At 58.9% G+C, this 16,796-nt stretch carries 12 protein-coding genes; 4 read left to right on the top strand and 8 right to left on the bottom strand.

Annotated features, from left to right (window positions below; genetic code table 11):
* Positions 1 to 23: 23 nt before the first annotated feature.
* From ACYVAC_RS06775 to ACYVAC_RS06760, 4 genes are all read right to left on the bottom strand, one after another.
* The gene (locus ACYVAC_RS06775; protein WP_461096840.1) at positions 24 to 2,225 is read right to left on the bottom strand and encodes a S9 family peptidase; all 2,202 of its coding nucleotides are present in this window, start codon (positions 2,223 to 2,225) and stop codon (positions 24 to 26) included.
* A 35-nt stretch (positions 2,226 to 2,260) separates the two neighbouring features.
* On the bottom strand, positions 2,261 to 2,782 hold the full coding sequence (locus ACYVAC_RS06770) for a DinB family protein (protein WP_461096839.1): 522 nt from the start codon (positions 2,780 to 2,782) through the stop codon (positions 2,261 to 2,263).
* 46 nt (positions 2,783 to 2,828) lie between these two features.
* Positions 2,829 to 4,928 carry a S46 family peptidase gene (locus ACYVAC_RS06765; protein ID WP_461096838.1) on the bottom strand — a complete coding sequence of 700 codons (2,100 nt, stop codon included), beginning with the start codon at positions 4,926 to 4,928 and terminating at the stop codon, positions 2,829 to 2,831.
* Between the two features lie 139 nt (positions 4,929 to 5,067).
* Positions 5,068 to 6,408, bottom strand: a complete 1,341-nt coding sequence (locus ACYVAC_RS06760; RefSeq protein ID WP_461096837.1) for an NAD(P)/FAD-dependent oxidoreductase — start codon at positions 6,406 to 6,408, stop codon at positions 5,068 to 5,070.
* Between the two features lie 213 nt (positions 6,409 to 6,621).
* On the opposite strand from ACYVAC_RS06760, the gene ACYVAC_RS06755 reads away from it, so the two are divergent.
* Both ACYVAC_RS06755 and ACYVAC_RS06750 read left to right on the top strand, forming a co-directional pair.
* Positions 6,622 to 9,033 carry a TonB-dependent receptor gene (locus tag ACYVAC_RS06755; protein ID WP_461096836.1) on the top strand — a complete coding sequence of 804 codons (2,412 nt, stop codon included), beginning with the start codon at positions 6,622 to 6,624 and terminating at the stop codon, positions 9,031 to 9,033.
* Positions 9,034 to 9,036: 3 nt separating this feature from the next.
* Positions 9,037 to 9,993, top strand: a complete 957-nt coding sequence (locus ACYVAC_RS06750; protein WP_461096835.1) for a DUF4249 domain-containing protein — start codon at positions 9,037 to 9,039, stop codon at positions 9,991 to 9,993.
* 72 nt (positions 9,994 to 10,065) lie between these two features.
* Here ACYVAC_RS06750 and ACYVAC_RS06745 read toward each other — a convergent pair whose 3' ends face one another.
* Positions 10,066 to 11,169 carry a chorismate mutase gene (locus tag ACYVAC_RS06745; RefSeq protein ID WP_461096834.1) on the bottom strand — a complete coding sequence of 368 codons (1,104 nt, stop codon included), beginning with the start codon at positions 11,167 to 11,169 and terminating at the stop codon, positions 10,066 to 10,068.
* A 447-nt stretch (positions 11,170 to 11,616) separates the two neighbouring features.
* Here ACYVAC_RS06745 and ACYVAC_RS06740 point away from each other — a divergent pair, with 447 nt between their 5' ends.
* On the top strand, positions 11,617 to 12,702 hold the full coding sequence (locus ACYVAC_RS06740) for a proline dehydrogenase family protein (protein ID WP_461096833.1): 1,086 nt from the start codon (positions 11,617 to 11,619) through the stop codon (positions 12,700 to 12,702).
* 89 nt (positions 12,703 to 12,791) lie between these two features.
* Positions 12,792 to 13,577: a lipoprotein signal peptidase gene (locus ACYVAC_RS06735; RefSeq protein WP_461096832.1), complete on the top strand. Its 786-nt coding sequence runs from the start codon at positions 12,792 to 12,794 to the stop codon at positions 13,575 to 13,577.
* 87 nt (positions 13,578 to 13,664) lie between these two features.
* Here ACYVAC_RS06735 and ACYVAC_RS06730 read toward each other — a convergent pair whose 3' ends face one another.
* The 3 genes from ACYVAC_RS06730 to ACYVAC_RS06720 all read right to left on the bottom strand — a co-directional run bounded on the left by ACYVAC_RS06730 (position 13,665) and on the right by ACYVAC_RS06720 (position 16,752).
* Positions 13,665 to 15,239 (bottom strand): hypothetical protein, encoded by a 1,575-nt coding sequence (locus ACYVAC_RS06730; RefSeq protein WP_461096831.1) that lies wholly within the window; start codon positions 15,237 to 15,239, stop codon positions 13,665 to 13,667.
* 234 nt (positions 15,240 to 15,473) lie between these two features.
* Positions 15,474 to 16,118 (bottom strand): OmpH/Skp family outer membrane protein, encoded by a 645-nt coding sequence (locus ACYVAC_RS06725; protein WP_461096830.1) that lies wholly within the window; start codon positions 16,116 to 16,118, stop codon positions 15,474 to 15,476.
* A 19-nt stretch (positions 16,119 to 16,137) separates the two neighbouring features.
* Positions 16,138 to 16,752, bottom strand: a complete 615-nt coding sequence (locus ACYVAC_RS06720; RefSeq protein ID WP_461096829.1) for an OmpH/Skp family outer membrane protein — start codon at positions 16,750 to 16,752, stop codon at positions 16,138 to 16,140.
* Positions 16,753 to 16,796: the final 44 nt, after the last annotated feature.

Here is a 16,796-nt window from a genome sequence, read left to right as displayed (position 1 = left end):
GGGGAGTGGCCGGGCTGCGAAACTTATTTTTTGATGGCCTCGGGGCCGACGTAGCGCTCAAAGAATTCATAGATGCGGAGCAACCGGTCGATGCGCTGCCGCACGTTGCCCGATCGACTCAGTTCGTGCGTGGCCCCCGGCATCCGGACATATTCGACCGGGCGACCCAGAATCTTCAGGCTCTTGTATAGCATCTCGCTCTGAATAACGCCCGTGCGCAGGTCGTTCTCGCCATGCTTGATCAGCAGCGGGGTTTTGATGTTCTGTACGAAGGTGTAGGGCGAGTTGGCGTCGAGCACGCGGGCGTCGGGCGACCAGGGGTAATCGAAATAGCTTGGAATCAGGCGCCAGGCGTTGCCTTCGCCCAGAAAGGTAGTGAGGTCATACACACCGCGCTGTGCGAAGGCAGCCTTGAAGCGGTTGTCGTGCCCCACGATCCAGGCGGTGAGGTAACCAGCGTAGGAGCCACCCGTAATGACCTGCCGGCTCGTGTCGACCCAGCGTTCTTTGGCTGCATCGGTAGCCGCGGCCAGTACATCTTCGGTAGGGCCAGTGCCCCAGTCTTTGATGTTGGCGCGCTGGAAGTTGATGCCATAGCCACCCGACCCCCGGGGGTTGGCGTACACTACGCCGTAACCCTGCGCACACATGTACTGAAACTCGTGCCACATCGACTGCTCACCGGGCCCCCACATGGCCGTAGGGCCACCGTGCATGTTCAGTAGGAGGGGGTAGGTTTTACCGGCTTCAACCACCGTTGGCTTCATAATCCAGTAGTCAACGGTCTGGCCGAGCGAGTTTTTGTACGTCCGTTTTTCAGGCATACTCAATTGGCGCTGCGCTACCCAGTCGTTGTGGTTGCTGAGTTTGACCTGATTCTTCCCCTGCGCGTTGGCCCGGTACAGTTCCGACGGGTTGGTGATATCGGTTTTGGCCAGTACCACCTGATCGCCCACGATGTCGAAAGCGGTGATGCCGCTGTCGAAATCGGTGAGCTGGGTAACCTGCCGCGTGGTGGGGTCGAGCCGATAGAGCGGAGCCCCCCCGTTCGACTGGGCCGTGAAATAAACGGCGTAGCCCGCCGGGGCGTTACGGCTGCGGCCACCGGCCGTTGTGGTGGCGGCCCAGGTCAGGCCACTGGCCGCCCGGTCGAAGGTGACAGGCTGCGGGTTGCTGACGGTGTTGCCCGACAGGGTAGCCAGACCGGGCAGCGAGATATTGACCCCTTCCGACGGCCCAACCAGGTACACCAGCATCCGGCCGTCGGGCGAAGGGCGGGGCGACCCATAGCTCTTACCCGCTTCACCGAGCAGGGTCCGGCGCGCGCCCGACCCATCGGCCGGAATAAAGACAATGGCGTTGTCCTGCTCGCGGTCGGGGTGCTTCAGCGAGTCGCGGTCGGTTACGGCCAGCAGGCCCTGGCCATTGGGAAGCCAGACCGGCGCCTGGGCCGAGGCAAAACCGCGGGTGAGGGCTTTCGGCTGGGCTCCTTCCTGCACATCGATTACGTAGAGGTGCTGGAACGACAGCTCCGGCTCGGTGGTCGACTCGCCCTGGAAATTAAGCCGGTTGATCACCTTGGCTTTTTTGTCGTCTACATCCTTCGCCAGGTAGGCCCGAATCTCGGCCAGCGAGCCATCGGGGTTTGCCTTGATTTTTTTGTCGGGCCGCACGAAGTCGTTGGTCTGGAAACCCGGTTTCTCGAGCGACCAGGCAGGCAGGGTTTTGGCGGGGTTCAGCAGCGAGTCTTTCAGCAGCTCGGTCATCGACACCGAGGTCTGGAAAGCAATGCGCTTGCCATCCGGCGACCACACGGGGCTGCTGGCGCCGTAGGGGCTGCTGGTCAGCTGCCAGGCTTCGCCCCCGTCGAGGGGCATCACGAATAGCTGGGATTTGCCCTTTACGGTGCGGGTAAAGGCAATCCGCTGGCCATCGGGCGACCAGGTAGCCTGCCGGGCCGATTCGGAACCGCGGGTCAGCGCTTTGCTGTCGCCGGGCGTCAGACTGCTGAGGTAAATATGCGTCCGGTAGTCGTAATCGTCTTTCTGGTCGGCATTGGGCTCAATAGTCGTGAGCGCATACACGGCGCGTTTGCCATCGGGAGCCAGTTCAACGGCACCCACCTGCCGGATGCGGGTCAGGTCGGTCGCCAGAATTTTGGTTTTGGTTTGCGCCAGGGCGACTTGCACACCTAGCAGCAGGAAGAGGGTAGTTTGTCGAAGCATAGACGGGGGTTAGCAAAGAAACAGACGAGAAAAGGCTAGCCGAGCAGGGGTACGTAACGCTCCCGGACGATGTTGGCGTGGTGTATCGGATGGCCAACCAGCACGAAGCCCAGCGCCAGTACCGAGATCGTCTTGTCGGAAGCCGTGCCGCTCCGCAGCAGCATCTCGTCGGTGAAGCTGCCAAAGAGCTGCAGCGTCGACCGGCGCAGCTCGGCATATTCGGTGCAGAGGTCGGCCAGGGAGCGGTGGCTGGCATCGGCCAGTTCGGCAAAGCTATTTTCGTCGAAACCCGGCAGGGGGGTCTGGTCGGCGCGGGCAATGCGCAGCGCCCGGTAGGTCATGATCCGCTCGGTGTCGATCAAATGCTGCACGATGTCGCGCATGGTCCATTTGCCGGGGGCGTACCGCTGATCGCCCAGCGCGTCGAGCGTGTTGCGATCAATCAGGTTGTCGATGGTGGCGGTTTGGCGCAGGGCATCGAGCAGATCGAAATCGGGCGCCAGGTTGATGTACCGGTCGAAGAACGCGGGCATGGCCGGCAGGGCTGCTTTGGTCATGGAGTACGGGGTTTACAGTTGTCAGGTTGCCGCACGACGCGGTCGCTTACTTGCCAGATGGGCCCAGCAGTTCGGTAAGCAGCCGGTCGGCCTTATAAATGTAGCGCATGGCGGCTACGATACCGCCGGCATGCACCGAGATACTGCGGTTGGCCGTGGGCACGAAGATAAAATCGCCGGGCAGGCTTTCCATATTGCCATCAAACACCAGGCCCACAGCCTCGCGATTTTTGTTGATGAGGGGGCTGCCCGAGTTGCCGCCGATAATGTCGTTGGTGGTGATCAGGCACATGGGCTCGCGGAGCAGTGCGGCCGGCGGGTTTTTCCAGCGGGCCGGCAGGTTCCACGGGCCCTTGTCGCCAAACGAATAGTTGCGGTCATACAGGCCGGCGAAGGTGGTTACGACCGGCGCTTTGGTGCCGTTGTAGTCGTAGCCCTTTACCACGCCGTCGTTGATGCGGAGGGAAAACGTAGCGTCGGGAGGCACCGCAGCGCCGTAGACCGCATACAGCATACGGCCCAGCTGGCCGTGCAGCAGCTCCTGCTGCTGGGCGATCTGCTGCGCCTGCCGGGCGGCCGCCACGTAGCGCGGAAACCCGACGCGGGCCACTACCAGCAGCGGATCGTTACTGCTGGCCATGCTGCCCGCCCGGCTCATCAGATCGGCTACGAAGGCGGGGTCGGTCAGGCGGGTGGTGCGCATCAGGTACGCAGCCGCTTCGGCCGGCGTTTTGCCGTTGAGCGCGGCCTTCACGTAAGGGTCGCTGGTACCCAGCCCCGCCAGTGCCTCCGTCAGGTGGGCGGCCAGATAGGCTTCTTCGAGCATCTTGTTGGCTAGTACGGGGGGCACCACCAGCGCGCGGGCCCGCTCAGCATCGGCTGGGCGGGCGGCAGCAAGCTCGCCAAACTGCGTCAGTATATTGGCAAAGGCCAGCAGGTCACCCGTGGTGCGTTCGTTGGGGGCCAGGTAGGTGGCATCGGCAAACAGGCTCCGGAGCCGCGTGGTATTGGCCGCCAGTTCATCCCAGGTACGAAGCTGATCGGCCGGCAGGTTTCTGGCGCGGGCCGCGGCTTTAAACTGCCGCTCGAACGTGGCTTTGCGGGCCATAAGCTGTGGGTCGCGCAGCCCACCCAGCTGCCCGGTCATGGCTTTGATGCTGTTCTCGTAACTGAAAATCTCGTTTAGAATACTATCGTTTTTCGCCGTGGCATTATACTGTTGCAGCGCCCGGGAACGGTTGCGGAGCAACTCCAGCGTAGCCGGCGTTTGCAGGTCGCGGTCGAAGGTGAGTTCGGCCAGGGTTTTCAGCCGTTCGGTATGGCCGGGGTTGCCAATCACGAAGGTGGGGTCACCCTCACGAACACCATTGGGGTTGAACCGAAAAAAATGGGTGGTTTGCAGGGGTTTTCCCTTATCGTAGACCCGAAAAAACGAGCAGTCGAGGGCGTAGCGGGGGTAGGTGAAGTTATCGTAGTCGCCCCCGAAGAAGCCGAGTTGCAGCTCGGGCATAAAGACCAGCCGTACGTCGGTGTAGCGACGGAAGCCGTACAGGGCATAGCGGCCCCCGTCGTAGAACGTGATGGGTTGCAGCTGTAGCCCCTGCCACGCAGGTTTGGTGCCGTAGTCGGTTCGGATACTGTCGAAAACGGCTTCGCGGGCCTGTAGCTTGGTTTCTTCGGTTGTGGCCCGGCTCATGGCCGCCTGCACCCGCGCCGTAATGTCGTCGATCTGCACGAGCTGATCGACGAACAGGCCCTCTACTTTTCGTTCGTCGGCGAGCGTTTTGGCGTAAAAACCCGTGGCGTTCAGGTCTTCACCTTTCCGGGCTACCCCCGTACCCGATTCGCGGGCGCAGTGGTGGTTGGTCATCACGAGTCCATTGCCCGACACAAACGACGCCGAGCAGTAATCGGCAAAGCGCAGTGCCGCCAGCCGGGCTTCGTCGAACCACCGCTGGTCGGGCGTGAACTGGTAGGTCTGTTTAAAATAAGCGGTGGGGGGCGCATCGAACGTCCACATGTTGCCCAGGTCGCGGGGACTACCCAGGCTGGAGTCGACGGCAACGGGCTGCGCCAGGGCCGGGGCGAGCAGTGCGGAAAAAAGCAGGCCCGACAAAACAGCCGGGCGACGGATCGATTGACGCATGTGGACTGGGAGGAGGAATTGGGCAAAAATAGCGAAAGCGCCGGGCTACCCCTACCCGCTTTTTGATAAACGGAAACGGGCTGCTGGCGTCGCCGGAGCGCATACCAACAGCCCGTTGTGCGGGTAAGTCAGGGTTGGCCTACACCATGTCGTTTTTCTCGAGCATGGCCTGTCCCACAGTGTCGTCTTTCCGCACGAAGGGGCGGATAATGATGCGAGTGCCCCGTTGGTATGTAAACAGCCGGTAGATCCAGTTGCTGAACACGACCAGTTTGCTGCGGAAGCCCACAAGGTAGAAGATGTGTACAAACAGCCAGGCCATCCAGGCCACAAAACCACCCAGATGAATGTTGCCCGGCAGATCGGCCACGGCCCGGCTTCGCCCCACAATGGCCAGTGAACCCTTGTCGAAGTAATCGAACGGAGTGGTGGGCTCGTTGCGTAGCATCCGACGCAGGTTTTTGGCCAGGTGCTCGCCCTGCTGAATGGCCGGCTGCGCCACACCAGGGTGCCCCTTGGGCCATTTGTCGAGTTTCATCAGGGCAATATCGCCAATGGCAAACACGTCGGTCATGCCCTGAATCTGGTTGATCGGGTCGACCAGGATACGACCCCGTTCGATCGCTTCGGCCGGGATGCCATCGATCAGGGCGCCCGTAACGCCAGCCCCCCAGACGAGGGTCTGCGCCCGAATCTGTTCGCCCCCTTTCAGTGTCACCACCTCACCATCGTAGTTCTCAATCAGCGTATTCAGCTTGACAATCACGCCCAGATCTTCCAGATAGCGCTGGGCTTTCTGCCCGGCCTCGTCCGACATGGGGGGGAGCACCTTGCCCAGGCCCTCGATTACGTAGATTTTCATCTGTGAGAAATCGAGACCCGGGTAATCGTTGGGCAGCACGTGCTTCCGCATTTCGGCCAGCGAACCCGCCATCTCGACACCAGTAGGGCCGGCACCCGCCACCACAAACGTGAGCAGACTGGTGCGCTCAGCCGGGTCGGTGGTTACGCTGGCCTGCTCGAAACACTGCAGAAACTGACTCCGCACGTTGAGGGCTTCGGGGATGGTCTTGAGCGGAAAGGAATATTTTTTGATCTGGTCGTTGCCAAAAAAATTGGTTTTCGAGCCGGTGGCAATCACCAGGTAATCATACGACAGGTCGCCGATCAGGGTCGTAACCGTTTTTTGCCCGGGGTTAATTCGACTGACGCGCACCATCCGGTAGTGGAAGTTGGTAAAGTCGTCGAACATTTTCCGGAAGGGTTCGGCAATGGCATCGGGTTCGAGACCAGCCGTAGCCACCTGATACAGCAGGGGCCAGAAGCCGTTGTAGTTCTGCTTGTCGAACAGTACCACCTGCACGTCGGCCGTGCGCAGGCTTTTAGCCAGGTTCATGCCGCCGAAGCCACCGCCGATAATGACGACCCGGGGCTTGGTGGTGTCGGGTATATTAAGCGATAATTTGTCGTACTGGAGCATCGTGTAGGAGGTGTCTGGGCACCGGTTGTATTCCTGTCTACTACCTTGTAATCAGGTGTTTTGTTTGCCGAATAACGACAAATCGAGTAGTCAGCTAGAGTAGCCGACCGCGTCCCGGTCCCGTCGGGGCGGCTGATGTGTCAATACCACGTATATTTGAGGAAGCCCGCTCGTTATACGTATGACGGTGCTTCCTTCCTGCCGTAACCTCGTATGTATCGACTGCTTTACGCCCTGTTGGGATTACTATGCGCTGGCTGTAGCTGGCTGCAGGCGCAAACGCCTACCCGTTATACCGTCAGCGGCTATGTACGTGAAGCCGGCAGCCAGGAGGCTCTGATCGGGGTAAATGTGTACCTGCCCGGCACAGCCATCGGTACCACCACCAACACCTACGGCTTTTATTCGCTGACCCTGCCCGCTGCCGACAGCCTGGCGGTGGCCTACTCGTTTGTGGGTTACGAACCTACGAGTCGGCGCGTTGGCCTGCGTACCAGCCAGACCATCGACGTGTACCTGACGCCCGGACGCGAACTGGCCGAAGTGGAGGTGCGCGGCACCACCGACGAAACCCGCGTCAGCGACACGCCCCAGATGAGTACGGTGAGCATTCCGGTTGCCCAGATCAAAAAAATTCCGGCGTTTCTGGGCGAAAAAGACGTGCTGAAAGTGCTGCAGCTGATGCCGGGAGTACAGAAAGGCTCCGAGGGGCAAACGGGTATCTACGTGCGCGGGGGCGGGCCCGATCAGAACCTGATCATTCTGGACGATGCCGTGGTCTACAACGCCAACCACCTGTTTGGTTTCTTTTCGGTGTTCAACGGCGACGCCATCAAAAGCGTCGAACTCATCAAAGGGGGCTTTCCGGCCCGCTTCGGTGGCCGGCTGTCGTCGGTAATCGAGCTGAACATGAAAGACGGCAACCGCGACCGGCTGCACGGCGAAGGCGGCATCGGCCTGATTGCCTCACGGCTGATGCTCGAAGGGCCGCTGGTTAAAAACAGGAAAGGCCAGTCGGTCGGGTCGTTTCTGGTGTCGGGGCGCCGGACCTATCTCGACGTGGTGGCGGCCCCGCTGATTCGGGCCCAGACCAACGGCCAGACCCAGGCCGGCTACTACTTCTACGACCTGAATGCCAAAGCCAACTATGACCTGGATGCGCGCAACAAGCTGTACCTGAGTGGTTATTTCGGCCGCGATCGGTTCTACGCCCGCGATCAGTCGGGCGGTACCGATACCAACCTGGGCTGGGGCAACGCTACCGGAACGCTGCGCTGGAACCACTTGTTCAACCCCCGGCTCTTTGCCAACCTCTCGCTGATTTTCAGTGACTACAAATTTCAGATTGGCTCGACCGAGCGGGGCGCGGTCGACAACCAGACTTATTCACTCAGCTACCGGTCGGGTATCCGCGACCTGTCGCTCAAGTACGATGTCGATTTTTATCCGACGCCCCAACACGCCGTTCGGGTGGGGGTGCAGGGGATTTATCACCGCTTTACGCCCAGCGCCATCGTCCTCGAAAATGCCCTTATCAGCCAGTACCGGCAGGGTATCGATCAGATCGACGTGCTGGAGTCGGGGCTGTATGCCGAAGATACCTGGCGGCCGGGCGAGCGCTGGCGGCTCAACGGGGGGCTGCGGCTGAGCTACTTTCAGCACCCGGCCGTGCGCTACCTCCGGCCCGAGCCCCGGCTGTCGGCCGCCTACACCCTGGCTCCTGATCTGTCGCTCAAAGCGTCGTACGCCCTGATGAATCAGTACGTACACCTGCTGTCGAACACAGGCATTGGTCTGCCGACCGATTTGTGGGTACCAACAACCGACCGCGTCAAACCGCAACAGTCGCAGCAGCTGGCCATCGGGCTGGCCAAAGACCTGCCGGGGCGCAACCTGGCGCTCACCGTGGAGGGCTACTACAAGACGATGAGCAACATCATCAACTACAAGGAAGGCGCCAGCTTTCTATTACTCAACGATCCGGGATCGGCCAACAACGTGCGCTGGGAAGACAACGTAACGGCGGGTCGGGGCTGGTCGTACGGTGCCGAGGTACTGCTGCAACGCAAAACGGGTCGGCTGTCGGGCTGGGTGGGCTACACCCTGTCGTGGACGCAGTGGCAGTTTGCCGAGATCAACGGGGGCCAGCCCTACTACCCCAAGTATGACCGTCGGCACGACGTTTCGGTTGTGGGCATTTACGAAATCAACAAGCGCATCACCCTGTCGGGGACCTGGGTGTATGGCACCGGCAATGCGCTCACCATTCCGGTGGGGCGGTACGATGCGTTCCGGCCGGGCACGACCTATGCCGGCACCACGGGGGGGCAGCTGGCGGGGCTGCTGCAGAACAGCCGCATCGTCGACGACTATGGCACTCAGAAAAACAGCTTCCGCGCCGAACCCTACCACCGTTTCGATGTGGGCGTGCAGTTCAGAAAACAGAAAAAACACCACCTCCGCACCTGGGAGGTGAGTGTCTATAACCTCTACAACCGACGCAATCCGTTTTTCTACCGGCTCGAGTCGGTGGCGCAGGCGGCCAACGAGCCCAACCGGACGGCGCTGATCCGTTATTCGGTTTTCCCGCTGGTACCGTCGGTTAGTTACTCCTTTTCCTTCTAGGCCATGACCACGATTTTTTCTCCTTTATCCCGTTCGGCGGGACTGCTGAGTGGCTTGCTGGTGTGGGTTGGGCTGTCGGGCTGCGGTAGCCTGCGCAACGAAGTAAGCCCCGATCAACTCGGTCTGGCGTCGGCCAAACTGGTTATTCACGGGTTTTTGTCGCCCCAGGATACGACGCTGGCCATCAAGGTGAGTCAGTCGCGAACGGTTACGGGCGACAGCCTCAGCAGTGCCCTCACCGATGGCAACATTACCAACGCCGTTGTTACGCTAACCGACGGAAGCCGGTCGGTGCGGTTGCGCTACAAAGCCAACGGGGCTACCTACTACAGTGTTTCGGCCACTCAGCTGCCCATTCTGCCGGGCCACACCTACCAGCTCACCGTGGTTACGGCCGATGGGCAGCAGGCCCGCAGTCAATGCACCATCCCGGCGCCGGTCCGTTTGTCGGCCGTGGTCATCGATTCGCTGACCGAAACGCAGGGGCGGGGGCAGGTGCGCCGGTATTTTGCCCGCGCCCGCTGGCAGGACCCGGCCGGACCGGGCAATTATTACCAGGTAGCGGGTACTTTTCAGGTCGTTACGGGCACATCGGCTACCACGGGCAAGAATACCGTGATGTACAACAACCTGGGTTTCGACGATGACAACCGGGGCCTCTCGGCCGATACCGATGCCGATGGCAGCAGCCTGGTGTCGGGGCGGGCGTTTCTGGGCAACATACCCCTCGACGGTGCCACGCCCAAGGGTTTCCGGCAGCAGTATCGGGGTAGCCGACTGCGGGTCGAGCTCTATAGTGTCGAAGCCAGTTATTACCAGTATCGGTCGGCTGTGATCCGGCAGGGGCGCGTGCGCAACAATCCGTTTGCCGAACCCGTGCTCATCCCGAGCAACATTGGCGGGGGGCTGGGGTGCTTTGCCGGCTACAACCAGTCGGCCATCGAAACGGTTGTAAACTGATTGCTGGTCGGCAAAAAAAATCCCCCGCCGGGCGTACCGGGCGGGGGAGCGAAAACAGGACGGTCAGCGCGACTAGGCGTTCTGAACGGTGTTGTTCATGATTTCAGTCTGCTTCCGGATCGACTCCATGTGGATAATCTTGTAGATTTCTTCCACCAGTTCGGGGTACAGGTTCAGCTTGGCACCCAGCGCCGTACGGGTTTGCAGAATCTCTTTCCAGCGGTCGGGCTGAAACAGCGTCACGTTGTTGTCGCGCTTGTATTCGGCCAGCCGCTCAACGAGGGCCATGCGGGCGGCCAGCATTTCGACGATCTGCCGGTCAACGTTGTCGATGTTCCGACGCGACTGATCCATCACACTCTGGAACTCGAGGTTCGACGATTCGACCTGCCGAATCTGCAGGTGATCAAGCATTTCGCCAAACGCGGCCGGGGTCAGCTGCTGGGCGGCATCGCTCCAGGCTTTGTCGGGATCGATGTGCGACTCCACGATCAGACCATCGTAATTGAGGTCCATGGCCATCTGGGCCAGTTCGTTGAGGTAGGCCCGCTTGCCTGCCATATGGCTGGGGTCGCCGATAATGGGCAGCGTCGGGAAAATCGATTTCAGCTCGATGGCCATCTGCCACATCGGCACGTTGCGGTATTTGGTCGACTCGCCGGTAGCAAAGCCCCGGTGAATAGCCCCCAGTTTGGTAATGCCGGCGCCGGCAATCCGCTCGAACGCACCTACCCACAGAGCGAGGTCGGGGTTGACCGGGTTTTTAATCAGCACCGGTACGTCGACACCACGGAGGGCATCGGCAATTTCCTGTACGTTAAACGGGTTAACCGTGGTCCGGGCGCCAATCCACAGCACATCCATGCCGTATTTGAGGGCCAGTTCGATGTGCTCGGGGGTGGCTACCTCAACAGCAATGGGAAGGCCGGTTTCGGCTTTGGCCCGCTGCAGCCAGGGCAGCGCTGCCTCGCCCATCCCTTCGAAGCTACCGGGGCGGGTCCGTGGTTTCCAGACACCAGCCCGGATAACGTTAACGGCGCCCAGCGTTTTCAGCTGCCGGACAGTTTCCACAACCTGCTCTTCGGTTTCGGCGCTACAGGGGCCGGCGATGATCAGGGGTTTGCCGCCTGTATTGATCCACGAATCCAGGGGCTCTACGGTCAAATCTACTTTCATAAGAAACGCATCAGGGGTAGGTTGTACCCGTACTACACTAAGGAACTTTCAATCTGATTTTGTGGTATATTTGCAGGGGGAATCGGTTGCTAGTGAGGCCGGTTCCCTACTTTGTCTAAAACTGGTTTTTGTTAGTCGAACAAGCTGTGCCGGGGGCTTTACACCTTCAACCGAAATTTCGTTCTATATTTCGGCCGTCTTAACCGACACCGGCACGCACTTAACGCTATGGACGTAGCACCGTCAAAACGGAGCAGCAATATGTCGAACCGAAGTAATGTAATGCCAGAGACCGCCGAGTTGGTTGATGGCTCGTTTAAAGCCGGGCCGACAGTGGCCACTACAAACGAAACCCAGGCGAGGCCTGTCTCTTTCGAGGATACTTCGATTGCTTTTTCTTCCCAGTCGAACTTCAAACTAAGAAAGACGTACTGGCTCTTTGCGTTGATGAATAAGGGATGGCTGGTAAATTTAGGGACTTTTTTCATAAAAATTGCCCTGCGCCTGCGTCTCCCCATCAAATCGCTTATCAAACACACCATTTTCGAGCAATTCTGTGGTGGTGAGAGTATTCGCGATTCGGAGCCAACCATTCATCAACTGCACCAGAAGCATGTCGGTACCATTCTCGACTATTCTGTAGAAGGCGAAGAGAACGAGAAAAGCTTCGACGAAACCACGCTGGAGATCATGCGCACCATCGAGCGCGCCAGCCAATCGGCCGATATTCCCTTTTCGGTCTTTAAAATCACGGGTCTGGCTTCGACCGAACTGCTCGAAGCCGTTCAGCTCGGCAACTCCCTCGACAAAGATCAGAAAGCCCAGTTCGACCGGGTGCTGAAACGGGTCGACTCGCTGTGCCGCCGGGCCCACGAACGCAACGTCCGGATTTTTATCGATGCCGAAGAAAGCTGGATTCAGGATACGATCGATACGCTGGCCTACGAAATGATGGACCGGTTCAACCACGAACAGCCCATTGTGTACAACACGTACCAGATGTACCGTTGGGAAAGCATGGACCGGCTCCGGCGCGACCTCGACGAAGCGCAGGCCAAGGGTTATTTCCTGGGGGTGAAGCTCGTGCGCGGGGCTTATCTGGAAAAAGAACGACTGCGCTCGCACGAAGAAGAATACCAGGATCCCATTCAGGCCACCAAGGAAGATACCGACCGCGACTTTAATCTGGCCATCGACTTCTGCCTCGAAAACCGCGATACGATCTCGGTTTGTCTGGGTACCCACAACGAGTATAGCTGCCAGTACTGCGTTCAGAAAATGAAGCAGTTAGGTATCGCTCCCGGCGACCCACACATCTACTTTGCCCAACTGCTCGGCATGAGCGACAACATTTCGTATAACCTGGCTTCGGCGGGTTATAACGTGGCTAAATACGTGCCATACGGTCCCGTTGAAGCGGTGATGCCCTACCTGTTCCGCCGGGCCGATGAAAACAAGTCGATTGCCGGTCAGAGCAGCCGCGAATACATGCTGGTACGCAGTGAGCTGAAGCGCCGGAAGGGGTGTGCCTAGTGCCAGACGGGTGGCTCGCAGCCCACTGGCACCCCTGAGGGTGTGTTCCGATACAAACGGCCCGACCAGTTGGTTGGGCCAAACTTTTTATGATTAAGAAAAACCCGATCCCTTACTTTTTGCTGGCCTTCCTGCTGATCGCGATCGATCAGGGCGTGAAACTGGCTGTGCATTTCTACATGACGCCCGGTTTTGCGGGTCAGATCAAACTCATTGGCGACTGGCTGAAACTCCATTATGTACTCAACCCGGGTATGGCGTTCGGGATGCAGCTGGGGTACGAATACGGTAAGCTGCTGCTGAGTGTGTTCCGGCTGTTTGCCATGGTCGGGATTGGGTATTATCTGGTGCAGCTGGCCCACCGGGGGGCGCCCAACGGGTTGCTCTGGGCTATGGCCATGATTCTGGCCGGCGCCGTTGGCAACGTGATCGACAGTACCTTTTACGGGGTTTTTCTGCACAATGCGCCTTACGGCTCGCCAACGCCCTGGTTTCATGGCCAGGTGATCGACATGATTTTCGTCGATGTCTGGGAAGGTTTCATTCCGGAGTGGGTGCCGGTCTGGGGTGGGCAGTACTATTCGACGCCTATTTTCAACGTGGCCGATTCCTGCATTTTTGTGGGTGTCTGCCTGATTCTGCTCTTTCAGCGCCGGTTCTTCAGCGGCATTCAGCCCGATGAGTCGCTGTTACCCGATGAGCCGGACGCTACCAATGCGAGCGTATTGCCCATGCATGAAGCGGTAGCCGAAGGCCTGACCCCCGCTGAGCCAGCGCCGGCAACCCGTGCCGAGACAGACACCCGTGCCGAATCGGAAGAAGCGACGCGCGCAACGGATTCGGCTGACGCGCCCCGCACCGATAAGCAGGATTGAGTCGTTCGAGTTTTGTACACCATAAAGAAGGCCCGGCCACTATCTGAGTGGCCGGGCCTTCATCGTTTGGGGGTTACCGTTGGTCGGTTATTGCGCTTCTTCGAGCGGAGTGAAATCTTTGAAGGTGCGTTTGATGGCTTTGTCGGTGGCTTCTTTCTTGGCCTGCCAGTTGGCATCCAGTTCGAGCGCTACCAGCCCGCTGAGGCTCATGGCGCCCCGGAAATCGTCGAGCTTTTTTACAAAATCGGCCGAGCGCCGGCTTGATTTAAGGGAAAACTCGCGGGCAAATACATCGCCTTTGTTCTGCAACTCCGATTTCTTGCCCAGCACGTAGTTGTAACGATCGAGCAGATCCTTCATCGATTTTCCGATTACTTCGGTGGCCTCCAGCGTGCCCATGGTGAGCACGGCGGTGCCGCCTACGGCCGAGATAATGCGCTGCGTGCTCTGATCATTGCTGGTCAGCGCGGGCGAAACGCCGGTGACGGCTCCCAGCGATGCGTTGGCGACGGATCGGTTGCGTTTACCGCCCTTGGCCCGTTTGTAATCGCGTTTCAACTGCTCTTCTTTCTCCCCCAGCTGTTCGACCAGCCCCCAGGCCTGCACCAGCAGCTGCCGGTACTGACCATAGTAGTAGCGGTCTTTTTCGGCTTCGTTAACGGTGTTTTTCACGATGAAGGTGATCTGCCGTTCCTGCCGGTTCTGCGCTTTGTCGAGCACGTAGAAGGTTACGTGGGCCTCCAGCGAGTCGTAGGGGTCCTTCACAAAATCGTAGCCCGGCTGCCAGATAAACTCGTATTGTGAGTCGGTATTCTTCACCAGCGCCGTTTTCGGAATCTGCTGGTTGTCGGACAAAAAACCGAAGGCTACCACATCATCGTCGCCGTTGGGGTCGGAGAGGTAAAACTTGAGGTTGACCGTGGCGTTTTCACGGAGCTTGTAGAGCGTTTCCTGCGGAATAACGGCAATATCGGGCGGCAGGTCCATCTGCGTTACTTCGACTTTCAGGCGCCCCTTGGAGCGGGCTTTGGCAGGCTGGTCTTCGACCCAGAACTCAATGACAATGGGATTGTCTTTCAGTTTTTTGAACTGGTTGAGTGAGAGTGTCCAGGTCAGTTCGCCCTGCGCCGTCAGCTTGCTGCCTTCGGGCATCTGATCGGCAATGGGAATGAACACGATCGGATCGCCGTCATCGTCGCGGACCAGGTCGGAGTCGAGCCGGTAGGTATTCTGGGTGCGGTAACGAACGTAGAACGGCCGTAGCTCACCGATGGTAGGCGGGCGGTTGACGTGGAGTACGGTGAAGTCGATTGTCTGCGTAACCGAGTGGCCGCGCCGGTTGCGCACCTCGAACGTGATGGGTACCTGCCGGCGGGTCTGAATCCGGTCGGCAAGGTTGTAACTGGGTACCCAGCTGAAATGCCCCAGTGAATCGAGCTCGGCACCCTCGGGGATCTTGTCGCCCACCAGCAAGAACGTCAGCGTATCGCCGGCGCCGGCACTGGCTTTCAGGTCGAACCGGACATTGCTGCCTTCGGGAACTACGTTCCAATCGTTCTGGCTGGGGAAGATCAGGTGAAGCGATTTGGACTCCTGTGCGTAGGCCTGACTACTCAGTAGCGCAGTTAGCAGCCCCATCAATACACCAGCGATTCGATTCATAAGCAACAGTTGAGAAAGAGGTATTACCTTGAAGAACGCAAAAGTACTGCTAAGAATTTTGCGACCCAGCGTTTAAGCGTCCGTATGGCCCGGCTTTCTAGGGTACAACGGCCCGGCCGGGGGGCAGCCAGCGGCCCGACAATGGGCTCAAATGCACAACGGGCCGCTACCCGAAGCAGGTAGCGGCCCGTTGTGGAAAAGCAGTCGCGTAGCCGACCGGGCTACGCGCAGGCCTTATTTGTTTTTCTTGGGCGTTGCTGCCGGCGCGGTGGCAGCCGGCTTGTTGGCCGAAGGAGCAGCTGTTGTCGTGGCTTTCGACGGATCGACGCCCAGTTTCTTCAGCACCAGTTCGGTGATGTTGTTCTCTTCGGGAGCCACCAGCAGAATCGGCGTGGTGTTGGCACCGGCATCCAAGTTGAAGATGTAGGTGTAGGCGTTTTCTTTCGCCACGGCATCAATCGCTTTCTGGATTTTCTGCACCACCGGGTTCACCAGTTGACCGTATTTGGTCTGCAGCGACTGCTCGGCCGTGCGGCCAAACTCCTGAATGCGGGTTTGCAGACCCTGCAGTTCGGTTTCGCGGTCCTTGCGAATCACATCCGACATCTGCTCAAGGCCCTTCTGGTAGGCGGCATACTTATCTTCCAGTTCTTTCTGCATCCGCTTCAGTTCGTTTTCCGACTGCGTGCGCTGAATGGTCAACTGGTTTTGTATGTCTTTCGCTTCGGGGGTCTGGCCGAGGATGTAATCGATATTCGTATAGCCCAGTTTGATCGAAGCCGAAGCCGTCGTGGCGGGAGCTGCCGATGTTTGAGCCTGAGCGTTCAGTCCGCCAGCCAGCAGGGCCGCTGTGAACGCCATCACGAGTGTCTTCTTCATTTTCAGTTTACTTGGTTTGCTACTTCGGTTTTACAGTTGTTTTATTATCGGTGTTGCCGCCCGCTGGCGACGACTGCGTGGTACCGGCTACCGGAGTGGGCTTGCCGGGTTTGGCGTTGATATCCAGTCCCAGCTCCTCCATGATATACTCCGTGTAATCGTGGCGTGGATTCGTGTAGAGCATAACGAAGTCAGAGGCTTTATCGAACATGAAATCCAGCTTCTTTTGCAACGACACTTTTTCGATGGCCCGGCTGACCAGCTCCATCGGGGTCCGCATCAGCTCCTTCTTTTTCTGGAACAGCATACCCTCGTAGCCGAATACTTTATTGTTGTATTCGCGGGCTTCCCGCTCCTTCTCACTCAGTGCCCGTTGCCGCTCGCGCTTCATGTCGTCGGTCAGCAGAATTTCCTCGGCCTGGTAAGCCCGCTGCAGCCGGTCGATCTCGACGTATTTATCCTGAATGTCTTTCGACCACTTGTCGGTAAACTTGTCGATCTCGCCCAGGGCTTTCTGATACTCGGGCATCTTGCTGAAAATGAACTCCGTATCGACGTACCCGAACTTCTGCGCTGACGCCGAAGCGAAGGGCCAAAAGGCGCACAAAAGTAGGAAAATTAAACCCTTTTTCATGACAGTGACTCAACTTTTCAAGGCAAACGAACTGAGTGTCAATC

This window comes from Spirosoma luteolum, from assembly GCF_054778875.1.
The sequence above is the reverse complement of the archived record's forward strand: the minus strand, read 5'-3'. Positions and strand labels throughout refer to the sequence as shown.